The sequence below is a fragment of the Tumebacillus lipolyticus genome (genome assembly GCF_042682745.1).
In the GTDB taxonomy this organism is placed as follows: domain Bacteria; phylum Bacillota; class Bacilli; order Tumebacillales; family Tumebacillaceae; genus Tumebacillus_A; species Tumebacillus_A lipolyticus.
This window is the reverse complement of record NZ_JBHUIO010000008.1, coordinates 1-18,634: the sequence shown is the minus strand read 5'-3', so window position 1 is coordinate 18,634 and position 18,634 is coordinate 1. Positions and strand designations below refer to the sequence as shown.

Genomic DNA, 18,634 nt, shown 5'->3' with positions numbered 1-18,634 from the left:
CTTTTCGAAGCGGTTTTTTGTTTTGTGAAATGGCTCCCTCGAACCAGTAAAGTAATCCGTCTACAGGTAGAGGGAGGGCAGGAGCGCGTAGTATGATCAGTTTATTGATAATGAATCTCATTTTCATCAGTATCTTGATGGAGCGCCTTCTTTCACTAATCTCCTCGCTGCGGATCGCTGAAGGAAGCGGGTGACGAATCATCTGCGACTACAGCTTTCCTTCGTCTCGATTCGATTCGCTGGTCAGGGTATGCCGTCTCTTGGATGGAACAGAAACCGACCGAACGATGAATCTGGTGAGCGAGTTGGATCGTCAGCAAGTGTGTGACAAAGGAGATGGACGGGGCAACGGTTCGATCATGATCAGCTGCGACACGAAATAAAGTAGCATGGACAGCAGCAAGTGCAGTGAAGGGAATGGTCGACAAAGCTATGGAAAAGGAGCGGGTAGTTTTGAAATACAGGTTTCCGATCATGTTTCTTATCGTCTTGTGCGGCATGATCTCGATCGCCGCGTTTAACCCGATCATCGGTCCTCTCGCGCGCAATATCGGGCTGAGTGAGTTTCAATCTGGGTGTTTGGTGTCTGTTGCGGGGCTTTGTTGGCTCCTCGGCGGGTACTTTTGGGAACGGCAGACCTTTTTGAGCAGAAAAAAGCGGTTGGCCGCGATCATGTTCGTCTATCTGGTGACCCTGATCGCCTTTGCCTTGCTGGCCGATGCTGCGGAGGCCAATTTGTGGGAGACTTCCACACTGTTTTGGATCTTCTTTCTGTTGCGTGCCCTCGCTGGGTTCTTTTTCGGAGGAATCCCCTCGATCGCCCAAGCGTATGTGATGGGGTGGACGACGAAGGAGACGCGCACTCGGGGCATGGCATTGTTCGGAGCGGCAAATGGGCTCGGGTTTGTGTTGGGACCTGCGATGAGCGGAAGCATGGCTGCGATCGGTCTGACTGCGCCGATGTATGCGGCAGCCTTGCTGCTGTTGATGATCGCCATCCTGTTTTTGGCAACGATTCCGGAAGAGCCTGCTCAAGAGGTGCTACGCCATTCATCTGCACTTTCTCCTAATGATGCGCGGATTCGACTCTATCTGTGGATTGGGCTGTTGCTCTCGTTTGCGTTAAACATCGTGCAGGTCACGATCGGCTTTTTTGTGCAGGATACGCTCGGATACAATGCGCAAGAAGCAACTCAACTGATCGGGCTCGGATTGGCCATCTCAGGAGTCATGGTCGTCCTCTCGCAAATTGTGATCAGCAAATACATCAAGTGGCATCCGGTGCGAGTGCTGCGCTTCGGGCTGCTGTTTGTCGTGCTGGGGCTGTTCGGTCTGCTTGCGTTCCTTCGCTTCGCCTACTTGGACTTTGCAATCTTAGGAATCGGCATCGGATTTTCACTGTTGGGCTATAGTGCGGGCGCGTCGCTTGCGGTGCAGGATCATGAGCAGAGAAGCGTCGCCTCGTTCATCGCCGCTTTGCAAGGGGGTGGCTCTTTCCTCGGGCCTGTTGCTGGCACCGCGATGTACACCGCTCATCTGGCACTCCCTTATTCAGCCTGTATGCTGTTTCTGGTGCTAACCGGCATCTTTGTACGCAGAAAGCGGACGGCGGGCGAGTCAATCTCTGTTTGAGCATGCAGGGGATGCGATTGGTTTGATACGACATCCTTCGCGATGGGAAATGTACCCTTTCGAGTGGACGACGGGCAGAACTTTTTCTGTCAATCGATCGGCTTGAAGGGGTGTTTTCTCATTTTTAACAAGATGGAAATGGTGTACAGATGCACGAATAGTGATAGGAGCGGTAGGGAGCGTGCGAACGGGCTGACGAAAAAACGGGCATAACCGTTGTTCGAAGCCGAGCGGAGCAAGCGATTGCGATCTTGAATGAGCAACTCTCAAGGAGAATTGATCTTGGATTGCAACCAGATTATACTTTTAATTATTTCCGATTAGAGGAGACGAGATGATGGTTCGTGGACAATATCCTCGTAAGATGTCCAAAGGAGATTCCGCTGTTCAACGAAACTCGGCACCTCCTAGCTCTGGGTCACATTTACTTGCTCCTGAACAGCTCGTTCAAATGGCAAAAGTCTCACCCCACGCGCTCAACAAAGATCAGATTATGCAATTGCAGAGGACGTTTGGGAATGGGGCAGTGCTCCAAATGATGAACAACTCGTTGGCTCAACAGAAGCCGGGCAAAGAGAAAAGGGAGAGCGATCATCAAATCAATAAGGCAACAAAGAAAAAGATGAAATTGGACACGGACGATGAGGAGAGCAATATTGACCTGGAAGAGGATGTGCGGGCAAAGGAAAAGCGGATCGAAGCGGAGCTCGAAAAGATTGATTTGATCCACCACGACGAGCTGAACAAAGCAAAGGTAGAACTGCAAGAAAAATTGAAGCTGATCGATACGCCAGAAAAGCCGGTGGACAAAAGTTTGCGTGAAAAAGTCGGCGCCTTGAGTGATCGGATCGCAACAGCAGCTCTTGAAACCCAAAAGACACGCGCTGAGCGGGTAAAGGCGATTCTCGCGAAAGAAGAGGAGATCAAAGCTGCTGATCGTGATGTTGTAAGCTCTGAAGAGGATTATGACCAGAAGTTGAAATTGAATACGAAACCATTGACACGCGCAGATATGAAGAAAATTGATAAGGAATACGATCGCCAAGCAGTGATCGATAAATTGGCTGAAGCTGAGAGAGAAGCGTTTGACGAGTTGAAAGCTGCAGATAAAGAGAAGTGGCACAAGCAGCAGATCGAGAGTTTGGTCAACGACAAGGCTGCGGAAATCGAGAGCAACAAGGAAGCGATCAAGAATGCGAAACTGGATGTAGAGGAGAATCTTGCGATCAAAAATGACCTGCAACGGGAAATGGAATCGCTCTCTGTTCAGATGTCTCCTCCGATGGCACTCGTACAAAAGGAGATTGCCAAATGCAAAACGGAACTGTATTGGCTGCAAAATCCGAAAAGCACCGCCGATTTTAAACACAAACTGACCGATCTGAACGAAAAAGATTTGGAAGATTGCAAAAAGAGATTGACAGACGTGGAGAGTGACCTGTTCAAAAAACTCCTGAAAGTCGCGGGCCTGGCTACGCACCATTTTGCCGCTGTGCCAGACGATCAAAATGAGATCGACATCGGGAGTGCAGACACGACGAATGCGCAACAGGTCGGCATCTTCGGATATGGCACGAACAGAGTGGGGAAGACGGTGAAAGTTAACAGCGGCTCTGCGACTGCAAGCATTCCCTCTTCCAAGCTGGAGAACGCAAAACCGTGGGCACTGCCTGGAAATATTGACACGAAGCCGAAAGACACGACGCGTCCCAATCTGAGTGGGGTGCAAATCGGCCCTGCGATTGCCAGTTACGAAAGCGAAAGGAGTCATTATGATAAGGTCATGAAGAACGATGTGACCGACCAGCAGTTGGCGACTCTGTTGTTGTCGGACAGCATCGCCGAAATGGACAAGCATCTAACTAGTTTTGGAACCCCTGACGCTCAGCGAGATGAGATCAAAAAATATGTTATCCCAAGACGGGTTTTGCTGAACTTGGAAAGTGCTCGCAACCGCTCTTCCGCTCCCTTTCATGCGCTCGCGATGATCGGGGTGCGCGATGGTTGGAGAGGAGTTGCGTCAAAGGAAAAATACAGCGATCAGCAATTCCATCTGCCCGATTACTACTCGAAAGATGGGCTCTTGAATCCGATGGCACCTGTGGGCGCGACAGCAAAAGGGGGCTCGCACGCAGAAGCGAAAAGTCATCGCCGCAACACGCAATTCCATCTCTTGAAAGACATGCTTACATATTGCATCGAACGGGTGAAGGCCAAGCCTGAGAAACCTGAGATCCCGGTGCCGGTGTCCAATCTTGCCAAGGCAATTGTGAACTATATGAAAGGATCGGCAGTGGATGAGGACTCGAAAATCGTAAAGGATGCGTTTCATTATCTGTTAGAAAATCGGAATTCCTGAAGGCGGATCGACGGGCAACATCAAAAAGCCTCCACGTCGCGTGGAGGCTTTTGATGTTCTGCTCGATGCAAACCGCTTCGATCACTTTCCGATCAATCGAATCCACTGCGCATCGTCGCGATCTTCCATGTTGATCCCCAGAAAAACGCAAGTTTCCTCTTGATGTGCCAAATAGTGTTCCAACATCTTGCGGTTGGTTGGGATCAAGTCCAAGTTCAGCCAATCGCTGCGCGATACCCAGCGAAGTTCGCCTTCTTCCGTCTCGTTCACTTCTCGCACGCGGGTCTTGCCAAAGTAGACGTATAGTTGGCGCAGTTCCCCATCGCGCTCTCTGATCATGATGTATCGCAGCAACAGATCATCGATCGCATCAGCGGAGAGACCGGTCTCTTCTTGAATCTCCCGCAGGACAGAACTGCGCAGATCGTCATGCTCATGCGCTTCCACATGGCCGCCTACTCCCGACCATTTGTTGGGCCAGATCTGCTTGTGCGCCCCGCGATGGATCATCAGTACATCATCGTCATGGAAGAGAAAGGCTAAGTTCATCGTCCGTATCTTGTTCATTTCCTGCATGCGTGTTCACTCCCATTTTTCGACTGTCCCGATATTTCGACTCAGGGGAGTCTGATCCCTTTTGGCCCGATGTCTTCTCTGCCAAAAAAGGGAGTGAGGAAAGCGTCGTTCCATCGCATAGTAAGCATCGCGGGAGTTTAGGTAGGCACCGTACATCTGTCTGATGAAGGACTGGTACTCGTCAAGCGCAGTCACGTCTCCGCGCCAAACGGATTGCAGCGCTTCTGTCGCCTCGATCGCGGTGCCGAGCGCCATCAGCATGCCTTGTGAGGAGAGCGGATCATAGGCGCATGCAGCATCGCCGATCGCAAGCCAGCCTGCACCGATCGGAGTTGGCAGGCAGGAGCTGTTGGCGTTGACGATGCGTGGGGGCGAGATCAGAGCACCCGCATCCTTGCGGACGAGCGAACTGATGTGTGATGTGCGATCAAGCTGCCTCTTCCACAGATGCGGCAATCGTGCAGAACGGGTCTGCGGCAGGTCCGCATCGCTCAAAAATGAGACGACGCGCTGACCTTCAGGAAGCAAAGAGGAGTACCACCAACCATCCTCGACAGCTTCGAGCACCGTCTGGGAATCCTGATCGGCAGAGTCGGCAGCAAACCAACCGGTGATGCAGGCGAGCCGATCAAAGGCGATGCGCTGCATGTTCAGCCGACGGGCAAGGTGGCAGTTTCGCCCCGTCGCATCGATGAGAAAATCGGCTTCGACTTCAATCCCCTGTGTCAGATGCAACCTCCACCCGACATCCGTCTGGCGCAACTCTTTTAGCTCGGTCCGGTCGAGGAGAAGTGCGCCCTGCTGGATGGCAAACTCGGCCAGCATCGCATCAAACTTTGCTCGATCGATGTGCCAGCCGTGGCCGTTCGCTTCAAAGAGGAAGTTATGCTCCGCACATGATGTCGATCCCCAAGCGGAACGATTTCCGAAAGAAGGCAGGTGGCCGTCCTGCAGAAAGCGCTCATAGAGTCCGAGCTGGTGCAGCAGAGCGGTCGAGGAAGGGGGCAATCCTTCCCCGATCATCCATCCGCTCGCTCTTCCTCGCTCGATGATCAGCGCGGAAAAGCCTGCTCGGGCGAGCAGATAGGCGGCTGTACAACCTGCAGTTCCGCCGCCGAGGATGGCGACATCCGCTCTGTGTTTCACGATTTTTTTAATTCATTCCACATTTCCACATGGATTGAGGGCGGAAACCGTTTCGTGTCGGCAGGACCTTCTTGGCGAACGATCATCCCCACTTTGTACCACTCCTCGATAAAGCGGTTCAGGTTTTCGGTGGAAGATGGGAACGCTTCGAGCCAGTCGTTCCGCGTGTCGAACGCGTCTTGACGCTCAGGCATCGTCAGCTGTGCATCCATCACCTTCTGGTAGTTCGCTTCGCTCAACACGTGGTTGGGCACGCGCGCCGGCCAGAAGGTGGGGAGGTACTTGTTGATCTTGGGCTCGTAGCCGGAGCGGCAGCTAGCCGTATCTGTCTGCCAAGGCACGGCCATCCATCTGGTCAGATCCCCGGGCAGACTGCCGCCGCTGAGCGGGCCTTGCGGGCTGAGGGCGATCTCCGGCGTGAGGACAGGACCGTAATCTTCCGTTCGCCCGCAATCGTCCGCGTGCTTGATCCGCAATGGGGCGCTATAGAGGGAGGCGATGCGCAGCGGCCATGTGGCTTCACATCCCGGATGAAATGCGCCGCCGAGCGTCCACTCCAGTGCCGCTTCATCGAGGGCGTGAGGGCGTTTGTCGATCGGCAGTTCCTCAAGCGTTTCGACCGGAGTGGAAACTTCTGCATTGTCGGCGATAAAATCGCCCTGCGCCCATCGCTTGAGCCATGTGTATTGCAAGTGGGTCATCGCCAGCCAGTTGCGCGGGTTGTTGGCCGGGATGTCCATCCCATCGCCATACATGGGCGGCCAGGCGTCTCGCTCCATCTTCTCGTAGCTCGGGTGGCGAAACTTTTCAAAAATTTCTTCGCGGAGCGGTCGATTTGCCGGCGATGGATCGGCCAGATGTGCGAGCAGATCTGGGTTGAGGAAATCCCACGGCGCTCTGTAGCCGAACTCTTGGTAAAATCCCTCGTTCACCCACTGGGTCGAGGAGAAGCGCTGTAAGATCGGCAAGATATGTTTGCGGAACGAGACCTGAATCGGCTCCGGGTTGAAGGAGTGACCCACCTCGTAGGCGACATCGTACATCGACACGATGCCGGCGATGCCGGGCGCGTAGTCTGGCGGCGCGACGATCACCCAGGCAGGCTCGACTTCGATTGGAACGCCTGCGATCACCACCTGTGCGCAGACGGGGCCGTCAGACGTATCATCATGCCAACCGTCGTTGTTGGCAAACGTGTAGACTTCGTTTCCACCCGGAGCGCTCGAATGGCCGAATCCGCCGAGCACCAACAGATGGCCATCCTCATCTGCGCGGATCTCTCCGAGGTTCACCTGCTGATCGAGAAAAGTTCCCGTATCAAAATGAGCGCGTTCGTTCGGTCTGCTGACGGTGCGCGAGCCTGGGTCGATGATCAGCTTTTTCCGCTCCTCAACCGTTTGCAGATTGGCGTTGCGACGATTGGAGCGAATCCCTTCGGCTGCCGGTATGTCGAGCGCAAGATCGAAATCATACCAAGCCGCTTTTTTGTTGGCGAGGTGTACGCTCCAACTGATCGAATCGAGATCTGGATCGCTCATCTTCAGCTCGCGCACCACCTTCCCTTCACTGTCAAGACCATAGATGCGAAATTTGGCCGCCTGTCGTTTGATTCGGCCTTGGGTATCTTTATAACCGGACTGTGGAGTCGGCATGATGCCGGGTACCTCGGGCCCGATAAAATATTCTTCAGGGCTGTTCCCGACGCGTGCTATTCCGATCGCGGGATGGATTCTACATTTCACTATTTTTTCAGATTGCAATTGAATAAGCCTCCCTTATATTATTCGACACAAATTTACATTTAAAATATGTCACAAAGCTGGGAAAATGGCTAGTCTTTTTAATTAAGTTTTTTATAAACTTTCAGAAATGTGGAGGAAAAGCGAACACAGCTGCTGCTGAGCGATCGCTGCTCAATCGCCAACCGGCAGTTCGCGTGGCCAGATTTTCGCTGTGATCTTCCCGTCCGAACCGCTCGGCGGTCAACGAGGAGTGGGCAAAGGCGACCGGGAGGCAATACTCGGATGCTGTCGGATTATTTTGTGAGTCAGGTGTCAAGTTCTGACACCCTCTGCAATAGACTTGTACTATACTGATGGCAATCGGCGAACCTTTTGGTGGTGAGTAAATTGCCCGTCATCTATCTGGATGTTGTCTGGTTGATCAATTTTGGTTTGGACGGGTTCATCCTGTTTGTGACGGCCTTTTTAGCGCGCCGTCAGCTCTCATGGTGGCGGACGATCGGCGCGTCTGCTATCGGAGCTTCCTATGCGCTTACATTGTTTTTTCCCGCCCTCTCTACCCTCTTAACGTTCTTTTGTAAACTGCTTTTTTCCATCGTCATGGTCTGGGTAGCGTTTCGACCGAAAGGGCTGTTCGACATTGGCAAGATGCTCGGCCTGTTCTATCTCGCTTCCTTCCTGACAGGTGGAGCGGCTTACGCGGTCAACAGCTTTTTTGGCAGCGTGTCGATGCAGAACGGTCTTTTGCTGATGGAAGGAAGTGCGGTGTGGCATCAGCAGACGAAGCTTTGGCTGTTGCTGCTGGCCGTTCCGTTGACTTGGCTGCTCGGCAAAGGCGCGTGGAACCGCTTGACCAGAAGCAAGCAGCGCGAATTTAATTTTTGGGAAGTAGAAGTTCGATTCGATCAGGAATCGATCGAGTTCGTTGGGCTGTTGGATACGGGAAACGCGCTTGCCGATCCCCTGTCGAGAGCTCCGGTGATGGTGGTCGATTGGGAGTTGTTCACCGACTATCTGCCACCTGCGCTGGTCGGTGAATTTCGCCAAGGCGGGGACATCTCGCTGTCGATCGGCGAGTTGGAGCTCGATGAAGGATGGCAGACAAAATTCCGCTTGGTACCCTATCGCGGCATCGGCGGAACGATCGGGATGCTGCTTGCATTCCAACCTGATGCGGTCGTGCTCAAACGCCAAGAAGTGCGTCATGCGTGCTCGCGCGTCCTGATCGGGCTCAACCCGAAGGCGCTGGCGTCAGACGGCTCCTACCGTGCGATATTACATCCGGCGATGTTAGAAGATCGGCTGGAAGAAGAGGGTGAGTGGAGCTTGGGCAGTGCTGCGAGCTGATGGTGGGAGGAAAGGAGAAGATCGCATACTATGAAGTTGCCATTGCCACTCAAGATGCGTCTGCAAGCTCGCATCTGGTTCTTGAATCTCCTGTTCAAGATGGGGGGAACTCCGGAGGAGATCTATTATGTTGGGGGCAGCGAAGCGCTCCCTCCGCCGTTGACACGAGAAGAGGAAGAGTATCTGCTCGGCAAGCTGCCGACCAAGGATGAGGGCGTGCGCGCCGTCTTGATCGAACGCAACCTGCGGCTTGTCGTTTATATCGCACGCAAGTTTGAAAATACGGGAATCAACATCGAGGATCTCGTTTCGATCGGCACGATCGGGCTGATCAAGGCGGTCAACACGTTCGATCCGGAGAAGAAGATCAAGTTGGCCACCTACGCGTCGCGCTGCATCGAAAATGAGATCTTGATGTTTCTGCGACGAAACAACAAGATCCGCTCCGAAGTGTCGTTTGACGAACCGCTAAACGTCGATTGGGACGGCAACGAACTGCTCCTCTCCGACGTTCTGGGCACGGAGAATGACACGATCTACCGGAATATCGAGGAGCAGGTCGATCGCAAACTGCTCTACAAGGCGCTAGAAAAGCTGACCGAGCGCGAGCGCAAGATCATGGAGATGCGCTTCGGCCTGACCGATGGAAAAGAGATGACACAAAAGGATGTGGCAGACCTGCTCGGCATCTCGCAATCGTACATCTCCCGCTTGGAAAAGCGCATCATCAAGCGGTTGCGCAAAGAGTTCAACAAAATGTTGTGATGCATATTTCTCCCTCCCCTGGTAATACTGTCTACAACCGTGGCGGACATCATAGGGAGGGAGCAACATGAAACGTAACAAAGTGGAAATCTGCGGAGTCAACACAGCCCAACTTCCCGTTCTGACCAACGCAAAGATGCGAGAGTTGTTCGTGAGTCTACAGTCTGGCACGCTGTCTGCCCGGGAAGAGCTGGTCAATGGCAATCTGCGCTTGGTGCTGTCTGTGATTCAGCGTTTCAACAATCGCGGGGAGTATGTGGACGATCTGTTTCAGGTCGGATGCATCGGACTGATGAAGGCGATCGACAATTTCGATCTCTCCCAAAATGTGAAGTTTTCGACCTATGCCGTTCCGATGATCGTTGGCGAAATCAGGCGGTATCTGCGGGACAACAACCCGATTCGCGTCAGCCGAAGCTTGCGAGACATCGCCTACAAAGCGTTGCAAGTCCGTGACAGCCTGACCAATCAAAACCTGCGCGAGCCTTCGATCGTGGAGATTTCACAGGCGATGGATGTGCCAAAGGAAGATGTGGTGTTCGCTTTGGATGCGATCCAAGATCCGGTCTCGCTGTTCGAACCGATCTATCATGATGGCGGCGATCCGATCTATGTGATGGATCAGCTGTCCGATGAAAAGAATCAAGATACGCTGTGGGTGGAAGAAATCTCGATTCGCGAAGCTTTGCAAAAGCTGAACGAGCGGGAAAAGCGCATCTTGTCCATGCGGTTTTTCGAAGGCAAAACACAGATGGAGGTCGCGGAGGAGATCGGCATTTCTCAGGCACAAGTGTCGCGGCTGGAAAAGGCGGCCATCCATCATATGCACAAGTTCATACGAACCTAAATAGATCGCACGAAGTCGCGCCGGCAGAGCGCGACTTTTATTTTGCCCATATTTTGTGTGCCAGACATATATATAAGTAGGCCAAACCGCAAGTGGGGAGCGAATGCCTAGATGATGAAGATTTCCGAACTGCAAGCCAAAGATGTGGTGAGTATCTCGGACGGGAAGCGGCTCGGCCAGGTCTGCGACCTTGACATCGACATGGAAAACGGGATGATTCGAGCGATCATCGTGCCGGTGGGCGGACGATTCTTGGGGATGTTCGGCAATTCACAAGATCATGTGATCCCGTGGAGCTCGATCATCAAGATCGGCGCCGATGTGATTTTGGTCGACCTTCGCTCCGAGCCGAACTATGTGCCGCCAAGCTCAGGCTCAAGTTCTGGCGGATACTGACGAAGAGGGATTTCATTCTTGTTTGCGCGATAAGAATGGAGTCCCTTTCGTTTTTGAAAGCGGTTGTGGTACGATTTGGTGGATACGACGAAAGGGTGAGAGCTGTGAGCAATAAGCGAATCGTCGCTTCATTTACCACTCGACAGGGCGGAAATCTTGGTCTGCATGTCGGAGATGATCCGTTGCGCGTGATCGAGAACCGCGCGCAGATCGCAGAGCGGATCGGAGTTCCGCTCGATGATTGGGTCGCGGGCGACCAGGTGCATGGCGCGACTGTCACCGTCGTCAGAGCGGAGCATCGCGGTCGAGGGGCTCGCGAGCAAAAAGACATGCTGCCGGCGACAGATGCGCTGATCACAGACGTTCCGAATCTTGCGCTGAGCACCTATGCGGCAGACTGTGTGCCGATTCTGTTCGCCGATGAAAAGCGAGGGGCGGTCGGCGTTGCGCATGCCGGGTGGCAAGGGACGGTCGCCAAGGTTGCGGCGAAGACGGTTCAGGCGATGCAGGCGGAGTACGGCTCTGATCCCGCTCAGATCATCGCGAAGATCGGGCCGTCGATCGGACCTTGTTGCTATGAGGTGGACGAACCGGTGGAGCAAAGAGTGCGCGCCTCCTTTGGCGACCTTGCAGACGAGCTGTTGACTCCGAATGAGAACGGGCGGTGGCAATTCGATCTCTGGAAGGCGAATGCGCTCGCGCTGCTCGAAGCGGGCGTGCAGTTCGATCACATCGTGCGGGAAGATCGCTGTACGAGCTGTCAGGTCGATACTTATTTCTCCCATCGAAAAGAGTGCGGAAAGACGGGAAGACATGCGGGAGTTATCGCGCTGTTGCAGGAGAACGAGGGTTGCTGAGCGTATATATACCTATTGTGTATCGTACGCGACGCGTCAGGAGGAGATCATGGTGTATCAACAGCGGCTTGCTGAACTGAAAGAACGCATTGCGCAGGCATGTGCTCGCGTCGGCCGTGATCCGCAAGAGGTGACGGTCGTGGCGGTCACGAAGTATGTCGGCGTAGAGGAAACAAAAAGTTTGATCGAGGCAGGACAGTATGACCTCGGTGAAAATCGGATACAGGTCGCCGCTCCGAAACTGGAAGCGATTCCGGAAACTGCTGGGGTGCGCTGGCATTTTATCGGGCAGCTGCAGACCAACAAGGTCAAAGAGGTGCTCGGGCGCTTTTTCATGATCCATTCGCTCGACCGCCCTTCGCTCGCACAGGAGATCGACAAGCGGGCGTTGGCTGCCGGTCTCACAGTTCCATGTCTGATCCAGGTCAACGTGTCGGGTGAGGAATCGAAGGGCGGATTTTCTCCTGCGGAGCTTGCGGACTTCCTGCTGGTTGCTCGCGAGATGCTCGGGATCGAAGTGCGAGGTCTGATGACGATGGCTCCGATCGCTTCCGATGGGGAAGCGGTGCGCTCTGTGTTTCGTCAGCTGCGCGAACTTCGCGATGATCTGCTCACGCGAGGCATTTTGCCGCCGACGGCGAAAGAGCTTTCGATGGGGATGTCAGGAGATTATGAAGTGGCTGTCGAAGAGGGGGCGACCATCGTTCGCATCGGCAGCGCGCTGGTCAAACCATAGCGGAGGTGGGGGACGATGTTTTCAAAAGTATTGTCATTTCTCGGCTTGGTCGATGAAGAGCCGCGGCAGGAGAATCGAGAAGAGGAGCATGAAGAGCAGGCGCATCAAGCGCAGTCTGATGGAGTCGTGCCTTTGAAGCGTCAGGGCACGGTCGTTTCTTTGCACACGCAGAAGCAGGTTCGGGTCTATCTGGCCGAGCCTGAAAAATATGATGATGCGCAGGCGATCGCCGACCATCTGCGCAACCGCCGACCGGTCGTCGTCAATCTGCACAAAACATCGCATGAGACGGCAAAGCGAATTGTGGATTTTATCAGCGGTTGTACGTATGCTTTAAATGGGACAATGCAGAAGCTAGGCTACAACATCTTCTTGTGCGCACCAGAAAACGTGGACATTCAGGGCACGATTTCGGATCTGATTTCGGAACAGCAGCAAGAGCAGCCGACTCATAATAAATTCCAATCGAGGTGACCGAATGGTTTATCAAATCATCAGTTATGTGTTGCTGGCGATGAAGTTTTATACATATGTGCTGATCGCCCGCGTCTTAATGTCTTGGGTACCAGATGTGGAGCGCACATCGTTTGGCCGTGTGCTGTACAGGATCACAGAGCCATATTTGGGGATCTTTCGCCGGTTCATTCCGCCGCTGCCTCTGGGTGGCGGGTATATGGACTTTTCGCCGATCATCGCGATCTTCGCCTGGTCGTTTGTCATTGAGGGCGTGGCGATCGTCTTGAAATGGCTGTTCCTATAACGGGGTTATTTGCATGAATCGACAAGATGTGATGATGCATTATCGGCCGCAGGAGCGGCCGTTTGTCGACCGCACGATCGACTTAGTGGCGCGGGTCGATCAACGGCAAGCGCCCGTTTTGACCGATTTTCTCGATCCGAGGCAACTGAAGATCGTCGAGGCGATCGCCCATACCGCATCCGAAGTGTCGCTATTCCGATCTGGCGGGCATGAGCTGGCAGAACGGCAACGCGCATTGCTCGTCCCTTCCTATTGGGTGCCGGAGACGGATGAGTTTGAGCTGTCTTTTTTGCGGTTTTCAACGATCGGCGACCACGGGAAGCTGAAGCATGGGGATTATCTGGGCGCGTTGGTCGGCCTCGGCCTGAAGCGCAGCAAGCTGGGGGATCTCGCTGTGCATGATCAGGGGTGCGATCTGGTGACGACGAAGGAGATCGCCGACTATATCCGCCTCTCGCTGTCACAGGTCGGGCGATCTGCCGTTCAGGTGCAGGAGATTCAGGGTGAGCAGTTTGTCGCGCCGCAGGTGGAGTATCAGGAGAAGGAGTTCACCGTGATGTCGCTGCGCGTGGATGCGGTTGCTGGCGAAGCGTTCGGCCTGTCGCGCAGCAAGGTGGTCGACCCGATCAAAAGCGGCAAGCTGCAGCTGAACTGGCAGGTGATCGACAGTCCGGCGACGGCGGTGGAGGAAGGGGATGTCATGTCTTTGCGCGGTCATGGGCGCGCAAAAGTTTTGGCGATCATCGGCCAGTCGCGAAAGGGTAGGACGATATTAAAAATCGGCAAATACCTTTGAGTTGTGGCAGGAGTTCCTTATTTCCCGTCGAACTATTTTTGAAGAACTATGGCGAATTTTGGCTCTTTTTTTGACTTATTTGAAAGTACAGGAGGTCCCGAACAGCATGCCTTTGACTCCGCTTGATATTCATAACAAGGAATTTGGCCGTGCATTCCGCGGGTATGATGAAGATGAAGTCAATGAGTTTCTTGACCGTGTCATCAAGGACTATGAAGGTTTGATTCGCGAGAACCGTGACTTGGAAGAGAAGTTGGCGACGATGGAAGAGCGCCTCTCCCATTTTCACAACATCGAGGACAGCTTGTCGAAGTCGATCATCGTGGCGCAGGAGACGGCAGAAGAAGTAAAATCGAACGCCCGCAAGGAATCGCAGTTGATCGTCAAAGAAGCGGAGAAGAACGCCGATCGCATCCTCAACGAAGCGCTGGCGAAGTCGCGCCGTGCGACGATGGAACTCGATGAGCTGAAGAAGCAGGCGGCCGTGTTCCGCGCGCGCTTCCGTTCGCTGATCCAAGTTCAATTGGAGCTGATCGACAGCGAGCAATGGGATGAGATTTTGGACAGTAAGACGATTCGCGTCGGAGAAGACAAACTGGAAGTATAGGCTTGCTTTTGTTTGACAATGCTAGATCTAGTGTCATATAATGACTGAAAAATTATCATATCCTTGACGTTGATCGGGAAGAGTACCTCGTGAAGTCCTTTACAGCGAACCGGGTTTGGTGTGAGCCGGGAAAGGGGAAGCGAGGGAAAATCACCCGTGAGTTGTGTGCCGAACGCCTTATTGCAAGCGAATGCTTCCGACAGGTCAGTAAGCAACACCGCCTTGCCCTCGTTACTGGGCAACAGAGTGGTCATGGCTTTTTTGTCGTGACAACTAGGGTGGTACCACGGAAGATACTTAGAAGTCTCTCGTCCCTGTTTTGGGGATGAGGGACTTTTTTGATTGTCAAGACTACATTGGAGGGAAAACGATGGAGAAGCCAGACTATAGCAAAACGCTCAATCTGCCAGAGACCGAGTTTCCGATGCGCGGCAATCTGCCGCAGCGCGAACCGTTGATGCAACAGAAATGGGAAGAGATGGACCTGTATGCGAAAGTTCAGGAGATGCAGCAGGGCAAGCCGAAGTTCATCTTGCATGACGGACCTCCCTATGCGAACGGGGATGTTCACACCGGACATGCGCTGAACAAGATTCTGAAGGATATGATCGTCAAATCGAAGACGATGGAAGGTTTTGATGCGCCGTACGTTCCGGGCTGGGATACGCATGGCATGCCGATCGAGCATGCGATCATCAAGAACAAGGGCATCAACCGCCATGAAGTGCCGGTGACCGACTTCCGCGAGATGTGCAAAAACTATGCGCTCGATTTTGTCGAGCGTCAGAAAGGGCAGTTTAAGCGTCTCGGCGTGCGCGGCGATTGGGAGAATCCGTACATCACCTTGCTTCCAGAGTATGAAGCCCACCAGATCCGCGTGTTTGGCGAGATGGCGAAGCGCGGGTACATCTACAAAGGCTTGAAGCCGGTGCATTGGTGCGCATCTTGTGAGACGGCGCTGGCAGAAGCGGAAGTCGAATATGCGGATAAGAAGTCGCCGTCGATCTATGTGAAGTTTGCGGTGAAAGATGGCAAAGGCGTGTTGCCAGAAGGCTCGTTCATCGTCATTTGGACGACGACGCCGTGGACGCTGCCCGCCAACATGGCGATCGCGCTCGGTGCCGATTATGAGTACAGCCTGCTCGATGTGAACGGTGAGCAATTGCTGGTGGCAAAAGAGCTGGCCGAAGCGGTTCTGAAAGCTGCCGGAGTGGAAGGCGAACCTGTGGTGATCGCATCCTATCTCGGCAAGGATCTGGAGCGAGTGGTTGCACAACACCCGTTCCTCGATCGCGAGTCTTTGGTGATCGTCGGCGAACATGTCACGCTCGACTCCGGCACAGGCTGTGTTCACACAGCGCCAGGCCACGGGATGGACGACTACATGGTGGGGCTGCAGTATGAACTGCCAGTGCTCGCACCGGTCAACGCACAAGGTAAATTTACCAAGGATGCAGGTCCGTACGAAGGGCAGTTCTATACGAAGGCGAACAAGCAGATCATCGAAGACTTGCAAGCGAGCGGTCATCTTTTCGCTCATGCAGATATTGACCACAGCTATCCGCACTGTTGGCGCTGTAAGAATCCGGTGTTCTTCCGCGCGACCGAGCAGTGGTTCGGCTCGATCGACAAATTCCGCGATCAACTGCTTGAGCAGATCAAACAGGTCACGTGGAGCCCGGAGTGGGGCGAAGTTCGCCTGCACAACATGGTCGCAGATCGCGGAGATTGGTGCATCTCTCGCCAGCGCATGTGGGGCGTGCCGATTCCGATCTTCTACTGCAACGACTGCGGAACGGAGATCATCAACGATGAGACGGTCGATAAGGTTGCCAATCTGTTCGCGGAGCACAGCTCTCAAGTTTGGTTTGAGCGAGAAGCAGATCAGCTGGTACCAGAAGGTCTGACCTGTTCCTGTGGCGGCAAATCGTTCCGCAAAGAGACCGATACGATGGATGTTTGGTTCGACTCTGGCTCTTCGCACATGGCGGTCGTAAACGCGCGCAAGGAGTTGCAGTGGCCGGCCGATCTGTATCTGGAGGGGTCTGACCAGTATCGCGGTTGGTTTAACTCTTCGCTGTCGACCGCAGTCGCAGTTCGCGGCCAAGCTCCCTATAAGATGGTTGTGTCTCATGGCTTCATGTTGGACGGTGAAGGGCGCAAAATGTCGAAGTCGCTCGGCAATGTTATCGACCCGCTCAAAGTGATGGAACAGGTCGGTGCAGACATCCTGAGACTCTGGGTGGCATCTGTTGACTACCGCTCCGACTTCCGCGTTTCGGATGCAATCTTGAAACAGGTGGCAGAAGTGTATCGGAAGATCCGCAACACGTTCCGCTATCTGCTCGGAAACTTGAATGGGTTTGACCCGAAACAACATGCTGTTCCAAAAGAGCAGTTGTTGGAGATCGACCGCTTTGCACTGAATAAGTTTGAACAAGTTCGCAAGCGCATCGTAAAAGGGTATCGTGACTTTGATTTTCATATCGTGTACCAAGAAGTGAACAACTTCTGCACGGTCGATATGTCCGCCTTCTACTTTGATGTTTCGAAAGATCGCATGTACACGGTGGCTCCAGACGCGCTTGAGCGCCGCTCTGGACAGACGGCCATGTATGAAATCCTCGTCGGTTTGACCCAGCTGGTCGCTCCCATCCTGTCGTATACGGCAGATGAGGTATGGCCTTTCGTACCTGGCACGACTGAGGAAAGCGTGCAGTTGACCCAGTGGGAAAATGTGGATCAGTATGAGATCGACGATGCGCTGGAGAAAAAGTGGGATGCGATCCTGAAGGTGCGCGATGAAGTGTTAAAAGCACTGGAAGTGGCGCGCAAGGAGAAGGTGATCGGCAAGGGGCTGACCGCTGCGGTCGATCTCTATCCGGATGAGAACGCGTTGCGAGTGTTGAAGAACACCCCTCGTCTGGAGGAGGTGCTCGGCGTTTCGCAGGTGACAGTAGCAGAGCCGGGCGCTGTCGTGCCGGAAGACGCAACCGCATATGCGGGCTTGTCGATCCGCGTTCGTCCAGCAGAGGGTGAAACGTGTGAGCGCTGCCGCATCGTGACGACTCAGATCGGACAAAATGAAGAACATCCGACGCTCTGCCCGGTGTGCGCGGAGAACGTGATTCATTTTCTCGGCTAATCTCTATAGATAGAACGAAATCCCCTTCGTCGCAATTCGTTGCGAGAAGGGGATTTTTTTCTGCTACAGAAAGGGATAGGGTCCATAGTAGGGTGGGTAGATCGGTGCTGGAAAGGGAAGCGGTGCCGGAAAGGGAAGCGGGACGGGAACCGGGCCGTAGATAAAAGGACGTCTGCGGCGGCGTCTGCGCGGACGGCCGTAATAACCGTAGTAGGGGTATTGACGATATTCAGGTTGCTCATCCTCTTCCTCAGCGGCGAGTGTGCTGTATTGTGTGTTGATGTACGAGTAGGAATTCGGATCGCTGTAGAGCGGGGTCGCTCCCTGCGGGATGTACCTGTATTCGATGTTGTGGATTGAGGGATCATATTCGTAATACGGAATCAGTTCGACATCTGGCGCGACACGGTATTGATTTGCCATGCTTCGACACGCTCCTTTGTGCTGTAGTCACTTATGGATATGTGTCCACACCTTGTGCTGGTGCGGATTTTGCGAAAAACGGGCAGATGCCTAGCGGCGAAGAATGAGGAAGGATGGGCAGGATAATGACTAGTAATGTATGATTTTGTTGCATTTTTGATTTTGATATTTTTGAGCGGTATGGTATGATAACACCTGTCGCTGCGAGAGTGCGGCGGACGAGATGAAAACTTCATCACTTGAATTGTGGAGGAATGTCCGAGTTTGGTCGAAGGAGCTTGACTCGAAATCAAGTAGGCGGGAAACTGTCTCGGGGGTTCGAATCCCTCTTCCTCCGCCATGATGAGCCATTAGCTCAGTTGGTAGAGCAACTGACTTTTAATCAGTGGGTCGAAGGTTCGAGTCCTTCATGGCTCACCAGTTTCATCTTCGCATTGATCCTTGAAAACTAAACGAGTGTTATGAAGAGAGATGCGAGTCAAGATACAAACTTTTATTGA

At 53.6% G+C, this 18,634-nt stretch carries 18 protein-coding genes, 2 tRNA genes and 1 other annotated feature; of the genes, 16 read left to right on the top strand and 4 right to left on the bottom strand.

The window, feature by feature from the left end; genetic code table 11:
• Positions 1–260 precede the first annotated feature (260 nt).
• The 3 genes from ACFSOY_RS12455 to ACFSOY_RS12445 all read left to right on the top strand — a co-directional run bounded on the left by ACFSOY_RS12455 (position 261) and on the right by ACFSOY_RS12445 (position 3,991).
• Positions 261–383, top strand: coding sequence for a hypothetical protein (locus ACFSOY_RS12455; RefSeq protein WP_386047115.1), 123 nt, complete (start codon positions 261–263; stop codon positions 381–383).
• A gap of 70 nt (positions 384–453) precedes the next feature.
• Positions 454–1,632, top strand: coding sequence for an MFS transporter (locus ACFSOY_RS12450; RefSeq protein WP_386047113.1), 1,179 nt, complete (start codon positions 454–456; stop codon positions 1,630–1,632).
• Positions 1,633–1,969: 337 nt separating this feature from the next.
• The gene (locus tag ACFSOY_RS12445) at positions 1,970–3,991 is read left to right on the top strand and encodes a coiled-coil domain-containing protein (RefSeq protein WP_386047111.1); all 2,022 of its coding nucleotides are present in this window, start codon (positions 1,970–1,972) and stop codon (positions 3,989–3,991) included.
• Between the two features lie 81 nt (positions 3,992–4,072).
• Here ACFSOY_RS12445 and ACFSOY_RS12440 read toward each other — a convergent pair whose 3' ends face one another.
• From ACFSOY_RS12440 to ACFSOY_RS12430, 3 genes are read right to left on the bottom strand one after another with little or no spacing between them, the layout of a single operon-like run.
• Positions 4,073–4,567, bottom strand: a complete 495-nt coding sequence (locus ACFSOY_RS12440; RefSeq protein ID WP_386047110.1) for an NUDIX domain-containing protein — start codon at positions 4,565–4,567, stop codon at positions 4,073–4,075.
• 6 nt (positions 4,568–4,573) lie between these two features.
• Complete coding sequence (locus tag ACFSOY_RS12435) at positions 4,574–5,713, bottom strand: NAD(P)/FAD-dependent oxidoreductase (RefSeq protein WP_386047109.1); 1,140 nt, start codon at positions 5,711–5,713, stop codon at positions 4,574–4,576.
• Positions 5,710–7,455: a LodA/GoxA family CTQ-dependent oxidase gene (locus ACFSOY_RS12430; protein ID WP_386047625.1), complete on the bottom strand. Its 1,746-nt coding sequence runs from the start codon at positions 7,453–7,455 to the stop codon at positions 5,710–5,712. Before ACFSOY_RS12430 ends, ACFSOY_RS12435 begins: the two co-directional genes overlap by 4 nt.
• Before the next feature lie 375 nt (positions 7,456–7,830).
• Here ACFSOY_RS12430 and spoIIGA point away from each other — a divergent pair, with 375 nt between their 5' ends.
• The 11 genes from spoIIGA (at position 7,831) to ileS (ending at position 17,711) form a co-directional block, all read left to right on the top strand.
• Complete coding sequence (spoIIGA, locus tag ACFSOY_RS12425) at positions 7,831–8,802, top strand: sigma-E processing peptidase SpoIIGA (RefSeq protein WP_386047107.1); 972 nt, start codon at positions 7,831–7,833, stop codon at positions 8,800–8,802.
• A 42-nt stretch (positions 8,803–8,844) separates the two neighbouring features.
• The gene (gene sigE, locus ACFSOY_RS12420) at positions 8,845–9,567 is read left to right on the top strand and encodes an RNA polymerase sporulation sigma factor SigE (RefSeq protein ID WP_386047623.1); all 723 of its coding nucleotides are present in this window, start codon (positions 8,845–8,847) and stop codon (positions 9,565–9,567) included.
• Positions 9,568–9,634: 67 nt separating this feature from the next.
• Positions 9,635–10,414, top strand: a complete 780-nt coding sequence (sigG, locus tag ACFSOY_RS12415; protein ID WP_386047105.1) for an RNA polymerase sporulation sigma factor SigG — start codon at positions 9,635–9,637, stop codon at positions 10,412–10,414.
• A 111-nt stretch (positions 10,415–10,525) separates the two neighbouring features.
• A complete protein-coding gene (locus ACFSOY_RS12410) occupies positions 10,526–10,810 on the top strand; it encodes a YlmC/YmxH family sporulation protein (RefSeq protein ID WP_386047103.1) in 285 nt (94 codons plus the stop codon).
• A gap of 104 nt (positions 10,811–10,914) precedes the next feature.
• A complete protein-coding gene (pgeF, locus tag ACFSOY_RS12405; RefSeq protein ID WP_386047101.1) occupies positions 10,915–11,667 on the top strand; it encodes a peptidoglycan editing factor PgeF in 753 nt (250 codons plus the stop codon).
• A 49-nt stretch (positions 11,668–11,716) separates the two neighbouring features.
• Positions 11,717–12,403, top strand: a complete 687-nt coding sequence (locus ACFSOY_RS12400) for a YggS family pyridoxal phosphate-dependent enzyme (RefSeq protein ID WP_386047100.1) — start codon at positions 11,717–11,719, stop codon at positions 12,401–12,403.
• A 15-nt stretch (positions 12,404–12,418) separates the two neighbouring features.
• Positions 12,419–12,877, top strand: a complete 459-nt coding sequence (locus ACFSOY_RS12395; RefSeq protein ID WP_386047098.1) for a cell division protein SepF — start codon at positions 12,419–12,421, stop codon at positions 12,875–12,877.
• Between the two features lie 4 nt (positions 12,878–12,881).
• A complete protein-coding gene (locus ACFSOY_RS12390) occupies positions 12,882–13,163 on the top strand; it encodes a YggT family protein (protein ID WP_386047097.1) in 282 nt (93 codons plus the stop codon).
• A 13-nt stretch (positions 13,164–13,176) separates the two neighbouring features.
• The gene (locus tag ACFSOY_RS12385) at positions 13,177–13,959 is read left to right on the top strand and encodes a YlmH family RNA-binding protein (RefSeq protein ID WP_386047095.1); all 783 of its coding nucleotides are present in this window, start codon (positions 13,177–13,179) and stop codon (positions 13,957–13,959) included.
• A gap of 106 nt (positions 13,960–14,065) precedes the next feature.
• Positions 14,066–14,566 (top strand): DivIVA domain-containing protein, encoded by a 501-nt coding sequence (locus tag ACFSOY_RS12380; RefSeq protein WP_386047093.1) that lies wholly within the window; start codon positions 14,066–14,068, stop codon positions 14,564–14,566.
• A gap of 60 nt (positions 14,567–14,626) precedes the next feature.
• Positions 14,627–14,885: a binding site (T-box leader), on the top strand.
• A gap of 51 nt (positions 14,886–14,936) precedes the next feature.
• The gene (gene ileS, locus ACFSOY_RS12375) at positions 14,937–17,711 is read left to right on the top strand and encodes an isoleucine--tRNA ligase (RefSeq protein WP_386047091.1); all 2,775 of its coding nucleotides are present in this window, start codon (positions 14,937–14,939) and stop codon (positions 17,709–17,711) included.
• Between the two features lie 63 nt (positions 17,712–17,774).
• On the opposite strand, the gene ACFSOY_RS12370 is transcribed toward ileS, so the two are convergent.
• Entirely contained in the window at positions 17,775–18,134 is a 360-nt protein-coding gene (locus ACFSOY_RS12370) for a hypothetical protein (RefSeq protein WP_386047089.1), read from the bottom strand.
• A gap of 248 nt (positions 18,135–18,382) precedes the next feature.
• Here ACFSOY_RS12370 and ACFSOY_RS12365 point away from each other — a divergent pair.
• Together ACFSOY_RS12365 and ACFSOY_RS12360 are read left to right on the top strand one after the other, a co-directional pair.
• Positions 18,383–18,474, top strand: a tRNA-Ser gene (locus ACFSOY_RS12365).
• Positions 18,475–18,478: 4 nt separating this feature from the next.
• Positions 18,479–18,554 (top strand) — tRNA-Lys (locus ACFSOY_RS12360).
• Positions 18,555–18,634 lie beyond the last annotated feature (80 nt).

Coding starts and splice junctions, on each gene's coding strand:
- ACFSOY_RS12380 (WP_386047093.1), top strand. CDS start 14,066: ATGCCTTTGACTCCGCTTGATATTCATAACAAGGAATTTGGCCGTGCA.
- ACFSOY_RS12385 (WP_386047095.1), top strand. CDS start 13,177: ATGAATCGACAAGATGTGATGATGCATTATCGGCCGCAGGAGCGGCCG.
- ACFSOY_RS12445 (WP_386047111.1), top strand. CDS start 1,970: ATGGTTCGTGGACAATATCCTCGTAAGATGTCCAAAGGAGATTCCGCT.
- ACFSOY_RS12440 (WP_386047110.1), bottom strand. CDS start 4,567: ATGCAGGAAATGAACAAGATACGGACGATGAACTTAGCCTTTCTCTTC.
- ACFSOY_RS12390 (WP_386047097.1), top strand. CDS start 12,882: ATGGTTTATCAAATCATCAGTTATGTGTTGCTGGCGATGAAGTTTTAT.
- ACFSOY_RS12370 (WP_386047089.1), bottom strand. CDS start 18,134: ATGGCAAATCAATACCGTGTCGCGCCAGATGTCGAACTGATTCCGTAT.
- ACFSOY_RS12410 (WP_386047103.1), top strand. CDS start 10,526: ATGATGAAGATTTCCGAACTGCAAGCCAAAGATGTGGTGAGTATCTCG.
- ACFSOY_RS12400 (WP_386047100.1), top strand. CDS start 11,717: ATGGTGTATCAACAGCGGCTTGCTGAACTGAAAGAACGCATTGCGCAG.
- ileS (WP_386047091.1), top strand. CDS start 14,937: ATGGAGAAGCCAGACTATAGCAAAACGCTCAATCTGCCAGAGACCGAG.
- sigG (WP_386047105.1), top strand. CDS start 9,635: ATGAAACGTAACAAAGTGGAAATCTGCGGAGTCAACACAGCCCAACTT.
- ACFSOY_RS12395 (WP_386047098.1), top strand. CDS start 12,419: ATGTTTTCAAAAGTATTGTCATTTCTCGGCTTGGTCGATGAAGAGCCG.